18 protein-coding genes are annotated in these 17,126 nt (G+C 74.2%); 10 read left to right on the forward strand and 8 right to left on the reverse strand.

The features are described from left to right. The first annotated feature begins 48 nt into the window (after window positions 1-48). Complete coding sequence (locus ACEPPI_RS00705; RefSeq protein WP_373913275.1) at window positions 49-1,458, forward strand: DHA2 family efflux MFS transporter permease subunit; 1,410 nt, start codon at window positions 49-51, stop codon at window positions 1,456-1,458. On the opposite strand, the gene ACEPPI_RS00710 is transcribed toward ACEPPI_RS00705, so the two are convergent. Together ACEPPI_RS00710 and ACEPPI_RS00715 are read right to left on the reverse strand one after the other, a co-directional pair. After that, window positions 1,455-1,868, reverse strand: coding sequence for a PPOX class F420-dependent oxidoreductase (locus ACEPPI_RS00710; RefSeq protein WP_373913276.1), 414 nt, complete (start codon window positions 1,866-1,868; stop codon window positions 1,455-1,457). The two genes, ACEPPI_RS00705 and ACEPPI_RS00710, sit on opposite strands and share 4 nt — an antisense overlap. A gap of 74 nt (window positions 1,869-1,942) precedes the next feature. Further along, window positions 1,943-3,151, reverse strand: coding sequence for a DUF1266 domain-containing protein (locus ACEPPI_RS00715; RefSeq protein WP_373913277.1), 1,209 nt, complete (start codon window positions 3,149-3,151; stop codon window positions 1,943-1,945). 66 nt (window positions 3,152-3,217) lie between these two features. On the opposite strand from ACEPPI_RS00715, the gene ACEPPI_RS00720 reads away from it, so the two are divergent. The 6 genes from ACEPPI_RS00720 (at window position 3,218) to ACEPPI_RS00745 (ending at window position 9,303) form a co-directional block, all read left to right on the forward strand. After that, window positions 3,218-3,490: a glutaredoxin domain-containing protein gene (locus tag ACEPPI_RS00720; RefSeq protein ID WP_373913278.1), complete on the forward strand. Its 273-nt coding sequence runs from the start codon at window positions 3,218-3,220 to the stop codon at window positions 3,488-3,490. A gap of 94 nt (window positions 3,491-3,584) precedes the next feature. Continuing rightward, a complete protein-coding gene (locus ACEPPI_RS00725; RefSeq protein ID WP_373913279.1) occupies window positions 3,585-4,805 on the forward strand; it encodes an FAD-dependent monooxygenase in 1,221 nt (406 codons plus the stop codon). A gap of 136 nt (window positions 4,806-4,941) precedes the next feature. Next, window positions 4,942-6,912 carry a C1 family peptidase gene (locus ACEPPI_RS00730; protein WP_373913280.1) on the forward strand — a complete coding sequence of 657 codons (1,971 nt, stop codon included), beginning with the start codon at window positions 4,942-4,944 and terminating at the stop codon, window positions 6,910-6,912. 12 nt (window positions 6,913-6,924) lie between these two features. Continuing rightward, window positions 6,925-7,242 (forward strand): hypothetical protein, encoded by a 318-nt coding sequence (locus ACEPPI_RS00735; protein ID WP_373913281.1) that lies wholly within the window; start codon window positions 6,925-6,927, stop codon window positions 7,240-7,242. 82 nt (window positions 7,243-7,324) lie between these two features. Further along, the gene (locus ACEPPI_RS00740) at window positions 7,325-7,990 is read left to right on the forward strand and encodes a GntR family transcriptional regulator (protein ID WP_373913282.1); all 666 of its coding nucleotides are present in this window, start codon (window positions 7,325-7,327) and stop codon (window positions 7,988-7,990) included. Beyond that, window positions 7,987-9,303 (forward strand): nitrate/nitrite transporter, encoded by a 1,317-nt coding sequence (locus ACEPPI_RS00745; protein WP_373913283.1) that lies wholly within the window; start codon window positions 7,987-7,989, stop codon window positions 9,301-9,303. Before ACEPPI_RS00740 ends, ACEPPI_RS00745 begins: the two co-directional genes overlap by 4 nt. Window positions 9,304-9,325: 22 nt before the next feature. On the opposite strand, the gene ACEPPI_RS00750 is transcribed toward ACEPPI_RS00745, so the two are convergent. Beyond that, window positions 9,326-10,150, reverse strand: a complete 825-nt coding sequence (locus tag ACEPPI_RS00750; protein WP_373913284.1) for a maleylpyruvate isomerase family mycothiol-dependent enzyme — start codon at window positions 10,148-10,150, stop codon at window positions 9,326-9,328. A 138-nt stretch (window positions 10,151-10,288) separates the two neighbouring features. Here ACEPPI_RS00750 and ACEPPI_RS00755 point away from each other — a divergent pair, with 138 nt between their 5' ends. Continuing rightward, on the forward strand, window positions 10,289-11,101 hold the full coding sequence (locus ACEPPI_RS00755; protein WP_373913285.1) for a carbon-nitrogen family hydrolase: 813 nt from the start codon (window positions 10,289-10,291) through the stop codon (window positions 11,099-11,101). Window positions 11,102-11,365: 264 nt separating this feature from the next. On the opposite strand, the gene ACEPPI_RS00760 is transcribed toward ACEPPI_RS00755, so the two are convergent. Then, on the reverse strand, window positions 11,366-11,872 hold the full coding sequence (locus ACEPPI_RS00760; RefSeq protein ID WP_373913286.1) for an LURP-one-related/scramblase family protein: 507 nt from the start codon (window positions 11,870-11,872) through the stop codon (window positions 11,366-11,368). Between the two features lie 32 nt (window positions 11,873-11,904). On the opposite strand from ACEPPI_RS00760, the gene ACEPPI_RS00765 reads away from it, so the two are divergent. Further along, window positions 11,905-12,711: a hypothetical protein gene (locus ACEPPI_RS00765; protein ID WP_373913287.1), complete on the forward strand. Its 807-nt coding sequence runs from the start codon at window positions 11,905-11,907 to the stop codon at window positions 12,709-12,711. Here the strand turns inward: ACEPPI_RS00765 and ACEPPI_RS00770 are convergent. The 4 genes from ACEPPI_RS00770 to ACEPPI_RS00785 all read right to left on the reverse strand — a co-directional run bounded on the left by ACEPPI_RS00770 (window position 12,665) and on the right by ACEPPI_RS00785 (window position 15,703). Continuing rightward, window positions 12,665-13,753, reverse strand: coding sequence for an acyltransferase family protein (locus ACEPPI_RS00770; protein WP_373913327.1), 1,089 nt, complete (start codon window positions 13,751-13,753; stop codon window positions 12,665-12,667). The genes ACEPPI_RS00765 and ACEPPI_RS00770 overlap by 47 nt on opposite strands. Window positions 13,754-13,898: 145 nt before the next feature. Then, complete coding sequence (locus tag ACEPPI_RS00775) at window positions 13,899-14,453, reverse strand: Uma2 family endonuclease (protein ID WP_373913288.1); 555 nt, start codon at window positions 14,451-14,453, stop codon at window positions 13,899-13,901. Between the two features lie 63 nt (window positions 14,454-14,516). Next, window positions 14,517-15,053 (reverse strand): hypothetical protein, encoded by a 537-nt coding sequence (locus ACEPPI_RS00780; RefSeq protein WP_373913289.1) that lies wholly within the window; start codon window positions 15,051-15,053, stop codon window positions 14,517-14,519. An 8-nt stretch (window positions 15,054-15,061) separates the two neighbouring features. Then, window positions 15,062-15,703, reverse strand: coding sequence for a hypothetical protein (locus ACEPPI_RS00785; RefSeq protein ID WP_373913290.1), 642 nt, complete (start codon window positions 15,701-15,703; stop codon window positions 15,062-15,064). Between the two features lie 184 nt (window positions 15,704-15,887). Here ACEPPI_RS00785 and ACEPPI_RS00790 point away from each other — a divergent pair, with 184 nt between their 5' ends. Further along, a complete protein-coding gene (locus tag ACEPPI_RS00790; protein ID WP_373913329.1) occupies window positions 15,888-17,126 on the forward strand; it encodes a sensor histidine kinase in 1,239 nt (412 codons plus the stop codon).

The raw sequence follows: 17,126 nt of genomic DNA on the forward strand, positions 1-17,126 counted from the left end.
AAACCGCCCGCACGGTCCACCCGTACGAGGTCTGAGGGTCACCGCACGATGCCGACCGCACCCACCGCCGAGGAATCGCCGGCGGCGTTAGGGGCCGCGCCCGGGCAGCTCGGGCGCATCCTCACCGTCGTGATCACCGGCGCCGTCATGTCCGTCCTCGACATGACCATCGTCAACGTGGCGCTCGACAGGCTCTCCGAGTCCTTCGGGGCCCCGCTGGAGACCGTCCAGTGGACCGCCACCGCCTACACCCTGGCCCTGGCCGCCGTCATCCCGGCATCGGCCTGGGCGACGGGCCGGATCGGCGCCAAGCGCACCTACCTCACGGCCCTGTCCCTGTTCACCCTCGGCTCCCTGCTCGCCGCGTGCGCGTGGAGCGTCGGCAGCCTGATCGCCTTCCGCGCCGTCCAGGGGCTGGGCGGCGGACTGCTGATGCCGGTCGGCATGACGATGGTGATGCGGGCCGCCGACCGCGACCGGCTCGGGCGGGCGATGGCCCTGCTGGGGCTGCCGGTGCTCGTCGGCCCCGTGGCCGGGCCGATGCTGGGCGGCTGGCTGATCGACGCCGCCTCCTGGCAGTGGATCTTCCTCGTCAACCTGCCCGTCGGAGCGGCCGCCCTCCTTCTCGCGGCGAGGCTGCTGCGCCCGGACTCCCCCCTGGGCGCGGCGGCTTCGCCGCGGCTCGACGTCCCCGGACTGCTGAGCCTCTCCCCGGGCCTCGCACTGCTCCTGTACGGGCTGTCCCGGGGCGGCGGGAGCGGCGGGTTCGGCTCCCCCGGGGCGCTGCTGCCCCTGCTGGGAGGCGCCGTCCTCGTCGCGGCCTTCGTGCGGCGTGCGCTGCGCGTGCCGGAGCCGCTGCTCGACCTGCGGCTGCTGCGAGACCGCACCTTCGCCGCCGCCATCGGCACGCTCGCCCCGTTCACCTGCGGCTACTTCGGCTCGATGCTGCTGGCCCCGGTGTACTGGCAGCAGGTGCGCGGGCTGAGCGCGAGCGCGGCGGGGCTGCTGGTGGCGCCCGTCGGCCTCGCGGTCGGGGTGACCATGCAGATCGCCTCCCGGCGCGTCGACGAGGTGGCCCCGCGGCGGCTGATCCCCGTGGGGGTGGCGGTCGCGGCCCTCGGCATGCTGCTCGCCGGCCTGCGGACCGGCACGGCGGGGGTGCCGGGCGGCCAGGTCGTGGGCTCGCTGATGCTGATGGGCGTCGGCGCCGGGATGGTGCTGATGCCGACGATGACCACCGCCGGCCGGGACCTGCCCGCCGCGCGCATGGCGGCGGTGAGCACGGCCCTCAGCATCAACTCCCAGCTGTGCGCCTCGGTCGGGACGGCCCTGACGTCCGTGGTCCTGGGCGCGGCGGGCACCGGCCCGGCCGGCTTCCGCACCGCGTACGCGGTGGCGGCGGGCCTGATCGCGCTGTCCCTGCTGCCGTCCCTGCGCCTGCCGGGGCGGCGGGGTTAGCCCTTCGCCGCGTTGCCCAGGACCTTGGACGGGGTGAGCCGCAGGACCACCCGTACCGCGCCGTCCCCGGTGTCCCCGTACTCCTTGCCGGCGCCCGGGCCGAGGTACTCCTCGGCGATGCGGACGGCGACCGTACGGCCGGTGTCCTCGGTGACGGTCACGGTGCCGCGGATCTCCGCGTAGAGGTACGGGTTGGCCAGGTCGAAGACGGTCAGGCCGACGCGCCCGTCGCGGGCCGCGTTGCGCTCCTTGCGCCGGCCCCGCTCGGTGGAGATCAGCACGTCGTCGCCGTCCCGGGTCACCCAGACCACCGAACTCTGCGGACTGCCGTCGGGGTCGATGGTGGAGAGCACGGCCGGGTGCGGGGAGTCGAGGAGCCGGCGCACGGCGTCGTTCAGCGCAATCGTCATGCGCGGGAGCCTAGTTGGCGCCGGAGCGGCCGGGGGCCGGTCCGGCGCGCGGCGCCGGGACTACCCGAAGTCGCTCAGCGCCAGGGGATGTTGAGCCAGGGGCTGGCCGGGTCGGTGGTCAGCGTCAGGTGGGTGGCGAGCGAGGAGGCGTACCAGTCCCCGAACTCCTCCTCGTCGAAGTGCAGGCAGCGGCCGAGGGAGTATCCGGCGGAGAAGTCCGACCAGGAGCGGTAGGCCCCGCGGGCCGCCTCGCCGGCGCGGAGCACGCCCCGCTCGGCGTCCTCCAGGGTGCCGTAGCGGGTGGCGACGCCCCAGCGGGCCATCTGGGAGGCCCGGCCGTGGTCCCACCCCTCCACGGAACGCACCCAGCCGTCCGGCGGGAGCAGCCCGTCGGCCCGGAAGCGCTGCTCGTAGCGGGCGATCCGGCCGATGAGCCGGCGCACCCCGGCGATCTCGCCCTCGACCTCGGCGGCGGGGCGCGGCTCGACGACGGTGACGCCTTCGGGGGTGAGCTGCGGCTCGGCGGAGCGTTCGGCGCCCCGGCGCAGGCTGGTCTCGGCGGCGTACCGCCAGTGCTCCACGTCGACGGGCCCGGCGAAGTCGGAGGCGAGGACGCGGCGCACGCGCAGCGCGTACTCCCAGACGGGGCTGACGGCGTCGGCGTTCTGCAGCTGCCGCAGGGCCTCCAGCCAGCCCGCGCCGTCGGTGACGCCCCACCACTTGCGCATCCGCTCGCGCTCGCGGGTGTAGCCGTTGCCGTGCTGGGCGAGGGCGTTCCAGAACTCCCCGTTGGCGACGGCGAGGTGCGCGCCGACGGCCAGCCCGTGCGCGACCGGACCGTGCAGCGGCCCGCCGGTGTGCAGGGCGTGCACGGCGCCTTCGGGCAGGCCCCACGAGGGGGCGGCGTCCCAGTGCGCGCGCCAGCGGGCGCGGTCCTCGGGGCGGGTGGTGAGGTAGGCCTCGGCGGGGCAGCCGGGGTTCACGGCGAGGTAGGCGGGGTCCCGGTCGTCCCAGGCGTTCGCGAACCAGGCGAGGCTCTGGCGCAGGTACACGGTGTGCGGGTCGGGAGCGGGCAGCATGCCCCGGGTGTAGACGGCCAGGCTCGTCCCGCCGGGGGCGGGGTGGAAACGGGCCTGCCGCGGATCGGCGTCGACGGCGGCGCGGTGCTGGGGGAGGAACAGCTCGGCGCGGGCGAGGGCGTCCAGGAAGGCCGGCCAGTCCCCGCGGGACTTCGCCTCGTACAGCTCTCTCTCGATCGCGCTCGGCGCCGTCCAGCCATCCATACCGCCCGACCCTATAGGGGAGCTCCGGGGGCTTCCCAGGGGCTCCGGCCGTGCCAGGCTTCGGGCATGGACACATCACCTGCCTCGGCCCCGGCCGTCACCGTGTACTGGCGGCCCGGCTGCACGTTCTGCATCAAGCTCTGGGTCAAGCTCCGCCTGACCGGAACCCGCTACCGGCCGGTGAACATCTGGCGCGACCCGGAGGCCGCCGCGTTCGTCCGCTCCGTCAACGACGGCAACGAAACGGTGCCCACGGTCCGCGTGGTCTCCCCGACGGGCACCGGGTCCGTCATGACGAACCCGTCGCTCAAGCGCATCAGGCAGGCCCTCGCCGGCTGAGCCGCATGGGCGGTGCCCGGCCGCCGGGCACCGGTGGGCGCCCGCGCGCCTGGGTAGGGCTCCGCACACAACCAACGAGGTCGGGAGTCGGAACATGCAGGGTGGAACGGTCGCCGTGGTCGGCGGGAGCATCGCGGGGTGCGCGTTCGCCTCCGCGGCCGTGCGGGCGGGGGCGGACGAGGTCGTCGTACTGGAGCGCACGCGCGGCCGGCTCGCGGACCGGGGCCTCGGGCTCTGCGTCCACGACGACCGGGCCGCCGAACTGGCCGCGGCCGGGGCGCTGCCCGCGGGGATCCCCGCGCACCGGCTGGAGCGGCGCCGGTGGGTGGTGCGGGAGCCCGGCGCGCAGGGCGGCCGGCTGATCTGGGAGCAGCCCTTCCCCTTCCACTCGTACCACTGGGGGCTGCTGTGGCGCGGGCTGCGCGCGGCCACCCCCGACGGGGTGCGCTACCGGCAGGGCGTGACGGTGGCGGGCGTGGCCGCGGACGCGGGCGGCGCCGCCGAGGTGCGGACCGCCGACGGTGCCGTCGAGCGGTACGACCTGGCCGTCGGGGCGGACGGCTACCGCTCGGTGGTCCGCGAGGCGGTCTGCCCCGGGTCCCGGCCGCACTACGCCGGGTACGTGTGCTGGCGCGGCAACTTCGACGCGGCACGGCTGCCGGAGCCCGACGGCGGGGGCGCCGACCCGCACCCCGAGGCCGTCACCACCGTCTGCTTCGCGGGCGGGAGCTGCGTGATCTACCGGATCCCCGGTCCGGACGGCCCCCGGGTGAACTGGGTGCTCTACGCCCCGCCGCCGAGGGACGGCGCCCTGCGCTACGACGACCCGACCAGCTTCCCGCCGGGCGCGCTGACCCCGGAACTGTCGGGGCACCTGCGGGAGCTCCTGGAGCGGGAGTTCCCGCCGTACTGGGGCCGGGCGCTCACGCTGACCGACCCGGCGGACACCTTCGTGCAGCCCATCTACGACCTGGAGACCGCGCGCACCACCGCCGGGCGGCTCCTGCTCGCCGGTGACGCGGCCACCGTGGTGCGCCCGCACAACACCAGCGGCGCCGCGAAGGCGCTCCAGGACGCGACCGCGTTCGCCGCCGCGTGGCGCCGCGCGGACTCCTGGGAGGAACTGCTGGACGCCTACCAGGCCGCCCGGGGACCGGCCGGCCGCGACCTCGTCGCCCTGGCCCGCCGGCTGGGCCGGGCACAGGTGGAGCGCACGCCGCCGTGGGCGCGGATGAGCCGCGACGAGGTGGCGGCGTGGTGGCGGGCACAGCTGGCGGGGGCCGCGGGCATCGGGGGGCAGGCGATGGCCCCGTAGCCGCAGCCGTCGGCGGACTTCCCGCACCGTACGACCCCCGTGCCTCCGCGCGACCGCGCGGACCCCCTTGACGCGGTCCGGCGACGGGGAGACGCTCCCGGGGCTCAGGAACGGGGCGGTTGCAGCTGGGGGCGGTATGCCGGGGGAGTCTGTCCAGACGGCCGGGGAGCTGCGGGCACAGCTCGTGGCGCGGGGGGCGCGGTGGTCGGTGAGCGAGCACCTGGCCGACGGGGAGCCCGTGCCGCGCCCCGCGCTCGGTCTGGAACCGGGGGTGAACCTGACCCCGGCCGCGGAGGCCGGGACCGTGGACCTGAGGGCCCTGATCGGCCACCCCAGCGGCAATCCGCACCTGACCCGGCGCCGCGCCGCGCACGGCCTGCTGCCGGACGGCGCCGCATCCGGCCCCTCGGACGGCGGCGCGGGCACCGCCACGGGCAGCGCCGCCGGAACGGACGCGGACGCGCCGACGGCGGCGGGCGTGACGGCCGGCCGGCCCACCGCCGTGGACTGGCGGTCCCGTTGGGGCTGGCCGTGGCTGACGAAGGTGAAGGACCAGAACCCCTGCGGGTCCTGCTGGGCCTTCGGCGCGGCCGGTCTCGTCGAGTCGATGGCCCGGATCGAGCACGACGTGTGGGCGGAGCGGTCCGAGGGGGACGTCCACGACGGGCTCAAGTCCACCTGCGGGCAGGGAGGCAACCCGGAGACCGCCCTCGACTGGATCCGCGCCAACGGTGGCCTCGCCGACCCGGACTGCTGGCCCTACAGCCCCCCGCCCCCCGGACTGCCCGCCGAGCGGCGCGACGCCTGGCGGGCCGAGTACACGCCCAGCTGGGACCGTTCGGGCCGGACCGTGCGGATCACCGAATACGTCCGTCTCGGGGACGTGGAGCAGCAGAAGGCGTGGCTGGACACGGTCGGCCCGCTCACCGCCTGCTTCGACGTCTACGACGACTTCTTCGGGCTCGGCTCCGGCGTCTACCACCGCACCAGCGACCGGCTCGCGGGCGGCCACTGCGTGCTGGTCGTCGGCTACGACGACGCGGCCGGCTGCTGGCTGTTCAAGAACTCCTGGGGGACCGGCTACCACGTCGGCGGGTACGGCCGGATCGCCTACGGCGAGGTCAACATCGACTACTGGGCCAAGTGCGGACTGCGCGGCACCAACATCGACCCCTGGAGCAAGCGCCGCCTGCACGCGGGCAGCGTCTACGAGAGCGGCAACGGCCGGGCCCACCGCAACTTCGAGATGGCCGCGGCGGCGGGCGGCGGCGGCCGGCTCCAGCACTGGTGGCGCGAGGGCGACGCGCCCTTCGCCTGGTCCCGGGGGGCGTCCTTCGCCGGCGACGCCGGCGGCCAGCCCGCCTTCACCGGCTCCACCTACAACCGGAACATGGAGTCCCTGCACGTCACCACGGGCGGCCGGCTGCGCCACTGGTACTACGAGCAGTCCGTCGGCGTCTGGCGCGACGGCGGCGCCTTCGGCCCCGGGGACGCGGCGCTCGGCTCGACGCCCGGGTTCATCCAGAGCGACTACGGCGCGCCGGGCAACTTCGAGGTGGTCGTGCGCACCGCCGACGGCCGCCTGAACCACTGGTGGCGGATCAACGGCGCTCCCTGGACCTGGAACGACGGCGGCCGCTTCGCCTCCGGGATCGCCCACTACGGCCCCGCCCTGGTGCAGACCCGCAGCCGCCACCTGGACCTGGTGGCGGCCCGTACGGACGGCACGATGCAGCTGTGGTGGCGCGACGACGCCAACGGCTTCGTCTGGCGCCCCGGCGAGGTCTTCGGCGGGGGGATCACCTCGGCGCCCTGCATGGTCGAGGCCCAGTACGGGGCCGCGGACGAGGACACCGCCGGGAACTACGAACTGTGCGCGGCCCGCGCGGACGGCCGCGTCGAGCACTGGTGGCGCGGGAACGCCTCGGGCGCCGCGTGGGCCCGCGGCGCCGTCTTCGGACACGACGTGCTCACGGTCACCGGGATGCTCCAGGGCAGCTTCGGGTTCAACCTGGAAGTGGTCGTCCTGCGCACCGACCGCCTGCTCCAGCACTACTGGCGGGACGGTGCCGGCTGGCACGAGGGGCCGGTCATCGGCCCGGCATGAGAGGGGCCGCGGGTGGAGGTGCGCCGGATCGAGCTCGGGCCGGGCGAGACGTACACCCTGCGGCTGCCCGGCCGGGGGGCGCGCGGCTACGTGTGGACCTGGCAGGTGACGGGGGACGAGGACGCCGTCACGGTCGCGGTGGCGGACGCCGGGCCCGGCGCGGAGCGCGGGCTCCTGCCCGGGGGGGCGGTCGAGCGGGCGTACACGCTCCGGGGCCGCCGGCCCGGGGCGCGGGCCCGGATCCGGTTCGCCCAGATCAGGCCGCCGTACCCGCAGGAGGCCCCGTACGACGAACTCCTGCTGGAGGTCGAGGTCCACGGTCCTCGCTGAGCGGTGAGGAGCGGTGGGCGGTGGGCCGTCCGGATGGCGGACGTGCGACCGCGCGCATCCATGATGTATCTATCCTGTGCTCATGCCCCTCCCCACGGCCGCACCCGGCCCGAAGCCGCCGCCCGCCGCCGACCGCGTGTACCGCCACGTCAAGCAGGGCGTCCTGGACCGCCGCTACGAGGGCGGGGTACTGCTCACGGAGGGGGAACTCGCCGAGGCCGTCGGCGTCTCCCGCACGCCCGTCCGCGAGGCGCTGCTGCGGCTGGAGACCGAGGGCCTGCTGAAGCTCTACCCGAAGAAGGGCGCCCTGGTGCTGCCGGTCTCCGCTCAGGAGATCGCCGACGTCATCGAAACCCGGCTGCTGGTCGAGGAGTTCACCGTCCGCCGGGCCGTACCCGCACCCCCCGCCCTGCTGGAGCGGCTCGCGGAACTGGTCGAGGAGCAGCGCCGGCACGCCGCCGTGGGGGACCTGCCCGCGCTGATGGCCGCCGACCGGGGCTTCCACGCCGAGATCGTCCGCCACGCCGGCAACCAGATCCTGTCGCGGCTCTACGACCAGCTCCGCGACCGCCAGCTGCGGATGGGCGTGGCCCTGCTGCACGCGCACCCCGACCGGGTGGAGCTGACCCTCGCCGAGCACACCGAGATCCTGGACGCCCTGCGCGCCGGCGAGGCCGACACCGCCGCGGCCGCCGTACGCGGGCACGTCGGGCGGGTCGAGGCGCTGGTGCGGGGGGCGGGCCGATGAGCGGGCTGCCCCAGGACCCGCCGGGCGGGCGCAAGGCCGTGGCCGTCTGGTCGATCGGCGTCGCCGTCTACTTCGTCGCCGTCATCTTCCGCACCAGCCTCGGCGTCGCCGGACTCGACGCCGCCGACCGCTTCCACGTCAACGCCTCCGCGCTGGCGGCCTTCTCCCTCCTCCAGCTGCTGGTCTACGCCGGCATGCAGATACCCGTCGGCCTGATGGTGGACCGGCTCGGCACCAAGAAGGTCCTCACCCTGGGCGCCGTCCTCTTCACCGCCGGGCAGGTCGGCTTCGCGCTGTCCCCGTCCTACGGGATGGCGCTGGCCGCGCGCGCCCTGCTCGGCTGCGGCGACGCCATGACCTTCATCTCCGTCCTGCGCCTGGGCACCCGCTGGTTCCCCGCCCGGCGCGGGCCGCTGATGGCGCAACTGGCCGGGCTGGTGGGGATGGCCGGCAACCTCGTCTCCACCCTCGTGCTGGCACCCGTCCTGCACGGCCTCGGCTGGGTCCCCGCCTTCGCGGGCAGCGCGGTCGCCGGGCTCGTGGTGCTGGTGCCGCTGGTGCTGTTCCTGCGGGACCACCCCGAGGGGTACGGGACGGCCGCCCCGGCCCGGGGCACGGGCGGCTCCGGCGGCTTCGTGCGCCGTCAGATCGCCGACTCCTGGCGGGAGCCCGGCACGAAGCTCGGGCTGTGGGTGCACTTCACCACCCAGTTCCCGGCGATGGTGTTCCTGCTGCTGTGGGGGATGCCGTTCCTCGTCGAGGCACAGGGGCTGTCCCGGACCACCGCGGGCGGGCTGCTCACCCTGGTGGTCGCCTCCAACATGGGCTTCGGACTGCTCTACGGCCAGATCGTCGGCCGCCGCCAGTCCTCCCGGATCCCGCTGGCCCTGGCCACCGTGGCGACCACCGCCACGCTGTGGGGCGCCGTCCTCGCCTACCCGGGGGACCGGGCGCCGATGTGGCTGCTCGTCGCCCTGTGCGTGGTGCTCGGCACCTGCGGGCCCGCCTCGATGATCGGCTTCGACTTCGCCCGGCCCGCCAACCCGCCCGAGCGCCAGGGCACCGCGTCCGGGATCACCAACATGGGCGGCTTCCTCGCCTCGATGACCACCCTGCTGGCGGTCGGCGTCCTGCTCGACGCCACCGGCGACGACTACCGGATCGCCTTCGCCTCGGTGTTCGTCCTCCAGGCCCTCGGCGTGTCCCGGATCCTGGGCCTGCGCGGCCGGGCCCTGGCCCGCGAACGGGACCGCCGGGCTCCCGCCCCGGTGGCCTCCCACGGCGATCCGGCGCCCGCCCCGGCCACGGCCTGAGGGCCGTCGGGAGGCGCCGGTGCTACGGAGTCACCGCGAAGGCCGCCAGGATCGCGTCGCCCAGCTCCTCGTCGCCCTCCACCTTCACCCGGTCGGCGACCGCGCGCGGGCGCACCCGGCCCGCGGCGAGCCGTACGTAGGTCTCCCAGTCCATGGTCAGCGTCACGGCCGGGCCCAGCGAGGGCGTCTCCTCCACGGTGGCCCGGCCCGCCGCGTCCACCCGTACGATCCGCATGAACTCCAGCGCCCCGTGCACGTCCACCACCACGGCCGAGTTGGGGGGCGCGCCCGCCCCCTTCGCGACCACCTTCGCCAGCCCGGCGAGGAGGAGGTCCCGCGCCACGTACGCGCCCGGCGAGTCCCAGTTGCCGGGTACGCCCAGCGCGGCCCGCAGGTCCTGCTCGTGGATCCACACGTCGAACGCCCGCAGCCGCAGCGCGAACTCCAGCGTCACCTGGTCACCGAGCGGACCCCGCACCATCGTGGCCGGATCCCGCTTCTCGTTGCGCAGCTGGCGCTGCCGCCGGATGACGGTGTACTCCAGCTCCGAGGTCATCTCCGGGGCCGTGTGGTGGCGCCGGACGTCAACCTGGACCTCCATGTACCGGGTGAACTCGTCCACCACGTGGCGCAGATCGCGCGGCAGGGTGTGGATCGGCCGCGGGTCCCCGAGCTGCTCGCACTCGATGCCGATGACGTGGGACACGATGTCGCGGACGGACCAGCCGGGGCAGGGGGTCGCCCGGTTCCAGTCGGACTCGGGCAGCGGGCGCACCAGCTCGGATATCGCCTCGATGGAATGCGTCCACGCGTCGGCATAGGGCTCAAGGCTGGGATGGACGGTCAACGGGACCCCTCGCGTGCAGTTTCAGTGGCGCGTTGTGGACTATTCCCAAAACTACGCTGCCGATGAGCACCCCGGCAGTGCTTTCGTGTGACGATCGTAGGCCCGAGTTGACGGCCGACAGGCCAGGACGGTGGTAATGTGCGCGCCTCGCTGATCCAAATCGCGGTGAATGAGGGGGAGTCGGTGGCTTCCCGGCGGTCGAGGGCCGCCGAACTCGTCCGGGAGCAGAGCGGCTCCGATCTCGTGGTGCTGCCCGAACTGTGGACGGTCGGGGCCTTCGCCTACGAGCAGTTCGAGACCGAGGCGGAGCCGCTGGACGGCCCGACGTACGAGGCGATGTCCAAGGCGGCCCGGGACGCCGGGGTCTGGCTGCACGCGGGCTCGGTCGTCGAGCGCGCGGGCGACGGCTCGCTCTACAACACCGCCCTCGTGCTGTCCCCGGCGGGCGAGCTCGCCGCGACCTACCGCAAGATCCACCGCTTCGGCTTCGACCAGGGCGAGGCGGTGCTGATGTCGCCCGGGGACTCGCTGACCACGGTGACCCTGCCGGAACAGACCCTGGGCCTGGCCACCTGCTACGACCTGCGCTTCCCCGAGCTGTTCCGGGGTTTGGTCGACGCGGGCGCCACCACCATGGTGGTGGCGGCGGGCTGGCCGGCCCGGCGCCGCGCCCACTGGACACTGCTCAACCGCGCACGGGCCGTCGAGGACCAGTCGTACGTACTCGCCTGCGCGCTGGCCGGCACCCACGCGGGCGTCGAGCAGTCGGGGCACAGCCTGGTGGTGGACCCGTGGGGCGAGGTCCTGGCCGAGGCGGGACCGGGCGAGGACGTGCTCACCGTCGACCTCGACCCGCAGAAGGTCGCCGCGACCCGGGAGCAGTTCCCCGCGCTGAAGGACCGGATGCTGGGCCTGCGCACCCCGGGCGCCACCGCCGACCGCAGCTCCTGACCCGGCGCGGCGGCCGGGCCGGGCCACCGGTGGGCCCGTCCGCTCCCGCCCCGTCCGCTCCCGCCCCGGCCGTCCGCGGCTGGCCGACCCGCACCGGAAGGGCCGCCGGGCAGCGCAGGGCCAGGCCCTGGAGCCACTCCGGCTCCGGGGCCGGCGCCGCCGCTCGTACCCGCGGTCGTCGCCGTGCTCCGGCAGGATCGCGTGGGTCGCCTGCTGGTGACGGGTGGTCCCCCGTGGCCCGGAGCGTCCCCCGAAGCGGCCGCCTCACCCTTCGGGGTCCGGGCCCTCCCGCTCCTTTTCGGCCATCCGGATCACGCACACGGCGACCGCGATGAGCAGCGCCGGGTCCGCGTCCTCCCGGACCACGTCGACGGCGTAGGTCTCCCGGATCCGCAACCACTGGCGGGAGATCAGCGCGAGCAGCTCGCCGTCGTACTCGACCTTGAACTCGCGGTCCAGGATCCGCCCGCTGACGTCGAGTTCCGTGCCGTCGGCCAGGGTCACCAGGAAGTGGTTGCGCAGCAGGGAGAGCCGCTTGCGGCGGATCACCGCGAGCCGCAGCTCGTCCCGCTCCAGGGTCATCGCGTCGCGCAGCGAGAACAGCTTCGCCCGCAGGGTGATCAGGATCCGGCCGTCGCGGTCCTTCAGCTCCAGGGTGTCGCGGAAGCGCAGCGCCTTCCCGTCGACGAGGAAGGCGTGCCGGCCGTCCTCGTCCTCGATCCAGTAGTCGTCCCCGATGGCCAGCAGTTTGTCCCGTACGAGGTATTTCATGCGCTGATCGTTGCCCGCGATAGGTTGCCGCCATGCCTCTTCTCTACGTGACCGACCTGGCCTACCCGGCGCGCGGCCGCCGCTACGGCGACGAGGACATATTCCTCACCGCCCGACTGCGCGAGCACTTCCCGCTGGCCCTGTGCCACCCGCTGGACGCCGCGGCCCTGATGCCCGGCTTCGACGCCGTGATCGTCCGCAACAGCGGCCCGGTCCTGCACTACCGGCAGGCCTACGACGCCTTCCGCGCCACCGCGCTCGCCACCGGAACCCGCGTCTACAACCCGCTCACCGGCCGCGGCGACATGGCCGGGAAGCAGTACCTCCTCGACCTGACCGCCGCCGGGTACCCGGTGATCCCCACCATCGACGACCCGGCCGACCTGCACCTGCTGCCGCGCGTCCCCGCGTACGCGGTCAAGCCCAAGCAGGGCGCCGACTCCATCGGCCTCACCTTCACCGCGGAGCCCTCCGGACCGGCCGGGGAGATCCTGATCCAGCCGCGGATCGACTTCGCCTACGAGGTGTCCTTCTACTTCGTCGACGACGCCTTCCAGTACGCCCTGTACGCCCCGGACCCTGAGCGCCGCTGGGAGCTCACGGTCTACGAGCCCACCCCCGCCGACCTGGAGTTCGCCCGCCGCTTCATCGACTGGAACACCCTCGCGCACGGGATCCAGCGCGTGGACGCCTGCCGCGCCCCCTCGGGCGAGCTGCTCCTCGTCGAACTGGAGGACCTCAACCCCTACCTGTCGCTGGAGCTGCTCCCGGAACCGGTCCGGGAGGCCTTCGTCACGGCGCTGGCCGGCTCGCTGCACTCGTTCCTCGCCACCGCCTGAGCAGCAGCCGCCGTCCGGGGACCTCCACCCAGGTGTGCAGGGCCCAGGCGAGGGCCAGGGACACCGAGAAGGCGATGGCGAGCACCAGCAGGCCGCCGTCCCACAGGGGCAGCTTCGGATGGCCGCCGAAGAGGTGCTCGCCGGTCCGGATCACCAGGATGTGGACCATGTAGAAGGCGAAGGAGACCTCGCCCAGCTTCACGCTGATCCGGCCCCGCCAGGGCGAGGGCTCGCCCTTCAGGTCGGCCTGCGCGGCGGCGGCGATCAGGCAGGTGAAGCCGACGACGGTGCAGGCGACGGAGCGGAAGGCGTAGTCGGCCTGGTAGTTCAGGAAATAGCCGCCCAGGGCCAGGGCGAGGGAGGCCGTCAGCCCCGGGCCGCGCCAGCGGCCGGAGCGCACGAGTTCGGCCACGGCGATGCCGAGGACGAACTCGGGGAGCCGCACGAGCGGGAAGAAGTACTGCGCCCAGACCGTGCCGCCGGCGACGCCGGTGAGGTCCCAGACGGTCGGGACCGCCACCACGGTGGCGAGCGCGAGCCCGGCGGCCACCCACGCGGAGCGCGGGCCGAGGCGACGCAGCGGCCAGAGCAGCAGCGGGAAGCAGAGGTAGAAGAACGCCTCGCAGGCGAGGGACCAGCTGACCGGGTTCAGGCCCTGGAAGTAGGGGATCTCCAGCACCCAGGACTGCACGAGCCCGAGGTTCGCCACCAGCGGCGCCAGCCCCTGGCGGGTGTCCGGCGCGAAGACCACGGCCATGACCAGCGCGAACGCGACGGTGACCAGGTGCAGCGGGTACACGCGGGCGAACCGGCGCCGGTAGAACGTCAGGACCCGCCGGCCGGTGGGGGCCGTGGCGGAGGACCAGGCGAGGACGAAGCCGGAGAGGACGAAGAAGAACGACACCCCGCTGTTGCCGGCGCCGAAGGCGAAGGTGACCAGGTCCTGGGCGCGTCCGCCGAAGTACTCCACGATGTGCACGTGGTAGAGGAACACCATCAGCGCGGCGGTCCACCGCAGCCCGGTGAGCGAGGGAAGGGACACGGGCAAGGCCCGTTCCCTTTCGGCCGCATGACCGTTGGGGCCGGTTCCGGATATCAGCTCTGTCGTCGCCACGGCCCGGAAAACTAGCACGTGTCGCACTTCCGGTTCGAACGCGTGAGCGCGACCTTACCGTGGGTGGCCGGATCTACAGCCCACCGGTGTCGAGCTCGATCCCGAACGGCTCCGGCAGCCGCACCGGCGTCCCGAAGGCGTGCGGCCCGTCGACCCCGGTGTAGCCGAGGCGGCCGGGTCCGGAGAACAGGGTGACGGTCTTGTCCAGCCGGTCGACCAGCAGGTAGAGCGGAGCGCCGTACTCGGCGTACCGCCTGCGCTTGACGACGCGGTCGGTCTCGGCGTTGGACTCGGAGGTGATCTCCACGATCAGCAGGGTCTGGTCGGGGAGGAGGGATCCGCCGCCCTTCGCCAGGTCCTTGGGAGCCACGGCGAGGTCGGGGACGTACCAGTTCAACGATCCGGGCAGGTCGAGGTCCCCGGAGCCGGTGATGCAGTCCAGTGCCTCGACCGTGGCCGAGAGCTGTGTACGGAGAGAGTGTCGGACGTGCTCGTGGTTCCAGCAGTGGAAGGTGTCCCCGATGACGCCTTCGATCAGCTCCGCGCGCTGACCGCGAACCCGGCGCACGGCAAACTTCAGTGCCCGCTCGGGGTCGATGCCCTCGTCGTGGTTCGGCGTAGGGAGCATGGGTGCACGCTCCCACAGGGTCCGGGGTCACGTCGTCACCCCTGCGGGTGCAGTTCGCAGGTGTCACACGGTGACGGGGCGGAGGCCGGGTGCGGGGCTCCGGCGGCGGCGGTGGTAGGCGAGGGTGACGACCGCCAGCAGCGGTCCCCAGGCCACCAGGGGCAGGTAGCAGGCGGTCATCACCCAGTACGCCACACCGGTCGGGGAACCGGGGGCGCCCATGTTCCCCGGGTCGTTCCAGCCGATGGCCCCCATGACTCCCAGCAGGGTCAGCACGGCGGCCCCCAGACCGGCGGGGATCACGGCGGCGAGCGGCGGGACGCGCCTGCCGCCGATCAGCGGCAGCCAGTCAGGGGCGACCTCGCCCCACCGCTGGACGAGCCCCAGGGCGAGGAAGCCCAGCATCTCGGCGAACACGCTCAGGCCGATCATGTAGAGCGAGAACCCGCTGCCGAACCGGACGTCCGCCAGCGCGTCTCCCCCGGAGAAACCGAGCGGCACTCCGCACGCCCCGGCGATCCGCCACAGCCCCGTGGGCAGCGGGGCGAGCGCGGCGAGGCGGGCGAGCCGCACCACCCGCCGGCTCGGTTCGCGCTCCATGGCCGCTCTCATCCCTCGTTCCCCGCGTTCCCGGTCTTCTCCGCCTTCTCCGTGTTCCCCGACGGGTTGGGCGGCAGCACGTGCTCGACCTTGAAGTCGCCGCTCTCGACGGTCTCGTACGGTGCGGCGCTCAGGCACTTCGGCACCTCCATCGTGGTGATGCTGCCCACGGCCCAGCTGTAGCCGACCCGGTCCTTCCTCCCGTCGCCCTTCCCGTCGTAGACGGTGAAGCCGACGCGCTTGCCGATCGCGCCGTCGGGCAGGTCGGAGCGGGTGATGACGCCGGTGGCGGTCGCGACCGGACCGCCGGTCAGCAGGCAGTCGATACGGCCTTCGGCGTACGCGCCCTGCTTGCCGTCGGCGGTGTAGTGGCTGAACCGGAAGGTGCCGCGCGAGGTGCCGGCCGGGGCGCCCGGCTCGTCGGGCTCGGCCGGTGCGAAGCCGTGTGCGTCGAAGGAGAAGCGGACCTGCTGGCCGTCCGCCCGGAACATCTTGGCGGAACCGGTGAGGCTCGACTCCTTCGGCGCCTTCTGCGCCCCGTCCGAGGCAGGAGCGGGGGCGGAAGCGGAGGCGGAAGCGGTGAGGCCGCCGATGACGGCCAGTGCGGCGATGCCGACGAGGGACGTACGGAGGGCGGTACTGCGCAGCATGACGAACTCCTCTGTTCGGGCGGCTGGTTGAGCCGCTCTTCGGTGTGTCACCAGCCTCCGCCGCCGGGGCGGTCCGCGACCATCGGCCGATGGGGAGATCCGCTTCGGGGCCCGGCGGCCCCTCTATGCCGTTCGGCAGAGGCCCCGCGCCCCGGCAGCCCCTAAGGTCGTGGGCGTGAAGATCATGGGCATGGCGCACCGGGACCGGGACCGTGCCGTCGTCGGCGTCGTGACCGTCGCCTGCTGCGTCGCCGCACTCTTCCTGGGCGTACGGCCGGTGCCGGCGCTCGCGGCCGTCGCGGTCGCCCTCGCCACCTTCGGCTGCCGGCCGCGGTCGTACGAGTGGACCGGGGCCGCCGCCGGCGCCGCCGGCGCACTGCTCCTGGTGGCCACGTTCGCCTGGCCCGGACGCGGAACGGCCGAAGGGTCGGTGTGGCACCTGGTGGCCGTGGGGGCGGTACTGCTGCTGCTGACGGCGGCGGTGCGCCGCTCGCCCCGGCGGCGGCTCCTGGCGGGCGGTGGACTCGGCGCCGCGGCCGTCGCCGTATGGACCGTCCCGCTCGTACCGGACGCCTCCTTCTTCGAGTGCCTGGGCATGATCGCCTTCTGGTCGGCGCCGGTCGTCGGCGCGGTCGTCGTAGGCGGCTACCCCCGTCTGATGGAGGACCGCCGCCGACAGGCGGTCCTCGCCGCGCGCCGCGCCCAGCAGCTCGAACTCGCCCACGATCTGCACGATTTCGTCGCCCACGACGTGAGCGGCATCGTCGTGCAGGCCCAGGCCGCCCGGTTCGTGGCCCAGCACGATCCGGCGGCGGCGATCCAGGCGCTGGAGCGGATCGAGCGGGCCGGACTCGCGGCACTGGCCTCGATCGACCGTACGGTCCGGATGCTGCACGAGACCGACCGGAACACCGACGGCAGCGACGGCAGCGGCGACCCGACCGACGGCGAGGCCGCGGGCGGCGCCCGCACGGCCCTCCCGGGCACCGACCAACTCGCGGCGGTGATAGACCGGTTCAGCGAAACGGGAGACGTCCGAGCCCGGCTCGACCTGGCCCCGGGCGTCACCGAAGCCCTCTCCCGCGAAGGGGCCGCCACGGTCCACCGGATCGTGGTGGAGGCGCTCACCAACGTCCGCCGGCACGCGCCGGGAGCGCCCGGTGTACGGGTCGCGCTCAGCACGGACGGTACGACCGTCGAGGTCAGCGTCACCAACGACGGTGGCCGCGCCCGCCCTTCGCACCTGCCCGGGCTCCCGCGCCTCGAACGCGGCGCCAGGGGCGCCAGGGGCGGCGGCGGACTGCTCGCACTGGCCGAACGCGTCCGCGCCTCCGGCGGCACCCTTGCCTCGGGCCCCCACCGGGACGGCTGGCGCGTGACCGCCGTCCTCCCCGCCACCGGAGCGCACACCACGGCATCATGA

It is taken from the genome of Streptomyces sp. AB3(2024) (assembly GCF_041862025.1).
Classification (GTDB): Bacteria; Actinomycetota; Actinomycetes; order Streptomycetales; family Streptomycetaceae; genus Streptomyces.

Excerpts from the sequence above, each read along its gene's own strand:
- ACEPPI_RS00785 (WP_373913290.1), bottom strand. The coding sequence starts at position 15,703 with ATGCTGCGCAGTACCGCCCTCCGTACGTCCCTCGTCGGCATCGCCGCA.
- ACEPPI_RS00720 (WP_373913278.1), top strand. The coding sequence starts at position 3,218 with ATGGACACATCACCTGCCTCGGCCCCGGCCGTCACCGTGTACTGGCGG.
- ACEPPI_RS00705 (WP_373913275.1), top strand. The coding sequence starts at position 49 with ATGCCGACCGCACCCACCGCCGAGGAATCGCCGGCGGCGTTAGGGGCC.
- ACEPPI_RS00740 (WP_373913282.1), top strand. The coding sequence starts at position 7,325 with ATGCCCCTCCCCACGGCCGCACCCGGCCCGAAGCCGCCGCCCGCCGCC.
- ACEPPI_RS00730 (WP_373913280.1), top strand. The coding sequence starts at position 4,942 with ATGCCGGGGGAGTCTGTCCAGACGGCCGGGGAGCTGCGGGCACAGCTC.
- ACEPPI_RS00725 (WP_373913279.1), top strand. The coding sequence starts at position 3,585 with ATGCAGGGTGGAACGGTCGCCGTGGTCGGCGGGAGCATCGCGGGGTGC.
- ACEPPI_RS00780 (WP_373913289.1), bottom strand. The coding sequence starts at position 15,053 with ATGGAGCGCGAACCGAGCCGGCGGGTGGTGCGGCTCGCCCGCCTCGCC.
- ACEPPI_RS00790 (WP_373913329.1), top strand. The coding sequence starts at position 15,888 with ATGGGCATGGCGCACCGGGACCGGGACCGTGCCGTCGTCGGCGTCGTG.
- ACEPPI_RS00715 (WP_373913277.1), bottom strand. The coding sequence starts at position 3,151 with ATGGATGGCTGGACGGCGCCGAGCGCGATCGAGAGAGAGCTGTACGAG.
- ACEPPI_RS00745 (WP_373913283.1), top strand. The coding sequence starts at position 7,987 with ATGAGCGGGCTGCCCCAGGACCCGCCGGGCGGGCGCAAGGCCGTGGCC.
- ACEPPI_RS00710 (WP_373913276.1), bottom strand. The coding sequence starts at position 1,868 with ATGACGATTGCGCTGAACGACGCCGTGCGCCGGCTCCTCGACTCCCCG.
- ACEPPI_RS00760 (WP_373913286.1), bottom strand. The coding sequence starts at position 11,872 with ATGAAATACCTCGTACGGGACAAACTGCTGGCCATCGGGGACGACTAC.
- ACEPPI_RS00775 (WP_373913288.1), bottom strand. The coding sequence starts at position 14,453 with ATGCTCCCTACGCCGAACCACGACGAGGGCATCGACCCCGAGCGGGCA.
- ACEPPI_RS00765 (WP_373913287.1), top strand. The coding sequence starts at position 11,905 with ATGCCTCTTCTCTACGTGACCGACCTGGCCTACCCGGCGCGCGGCCGC.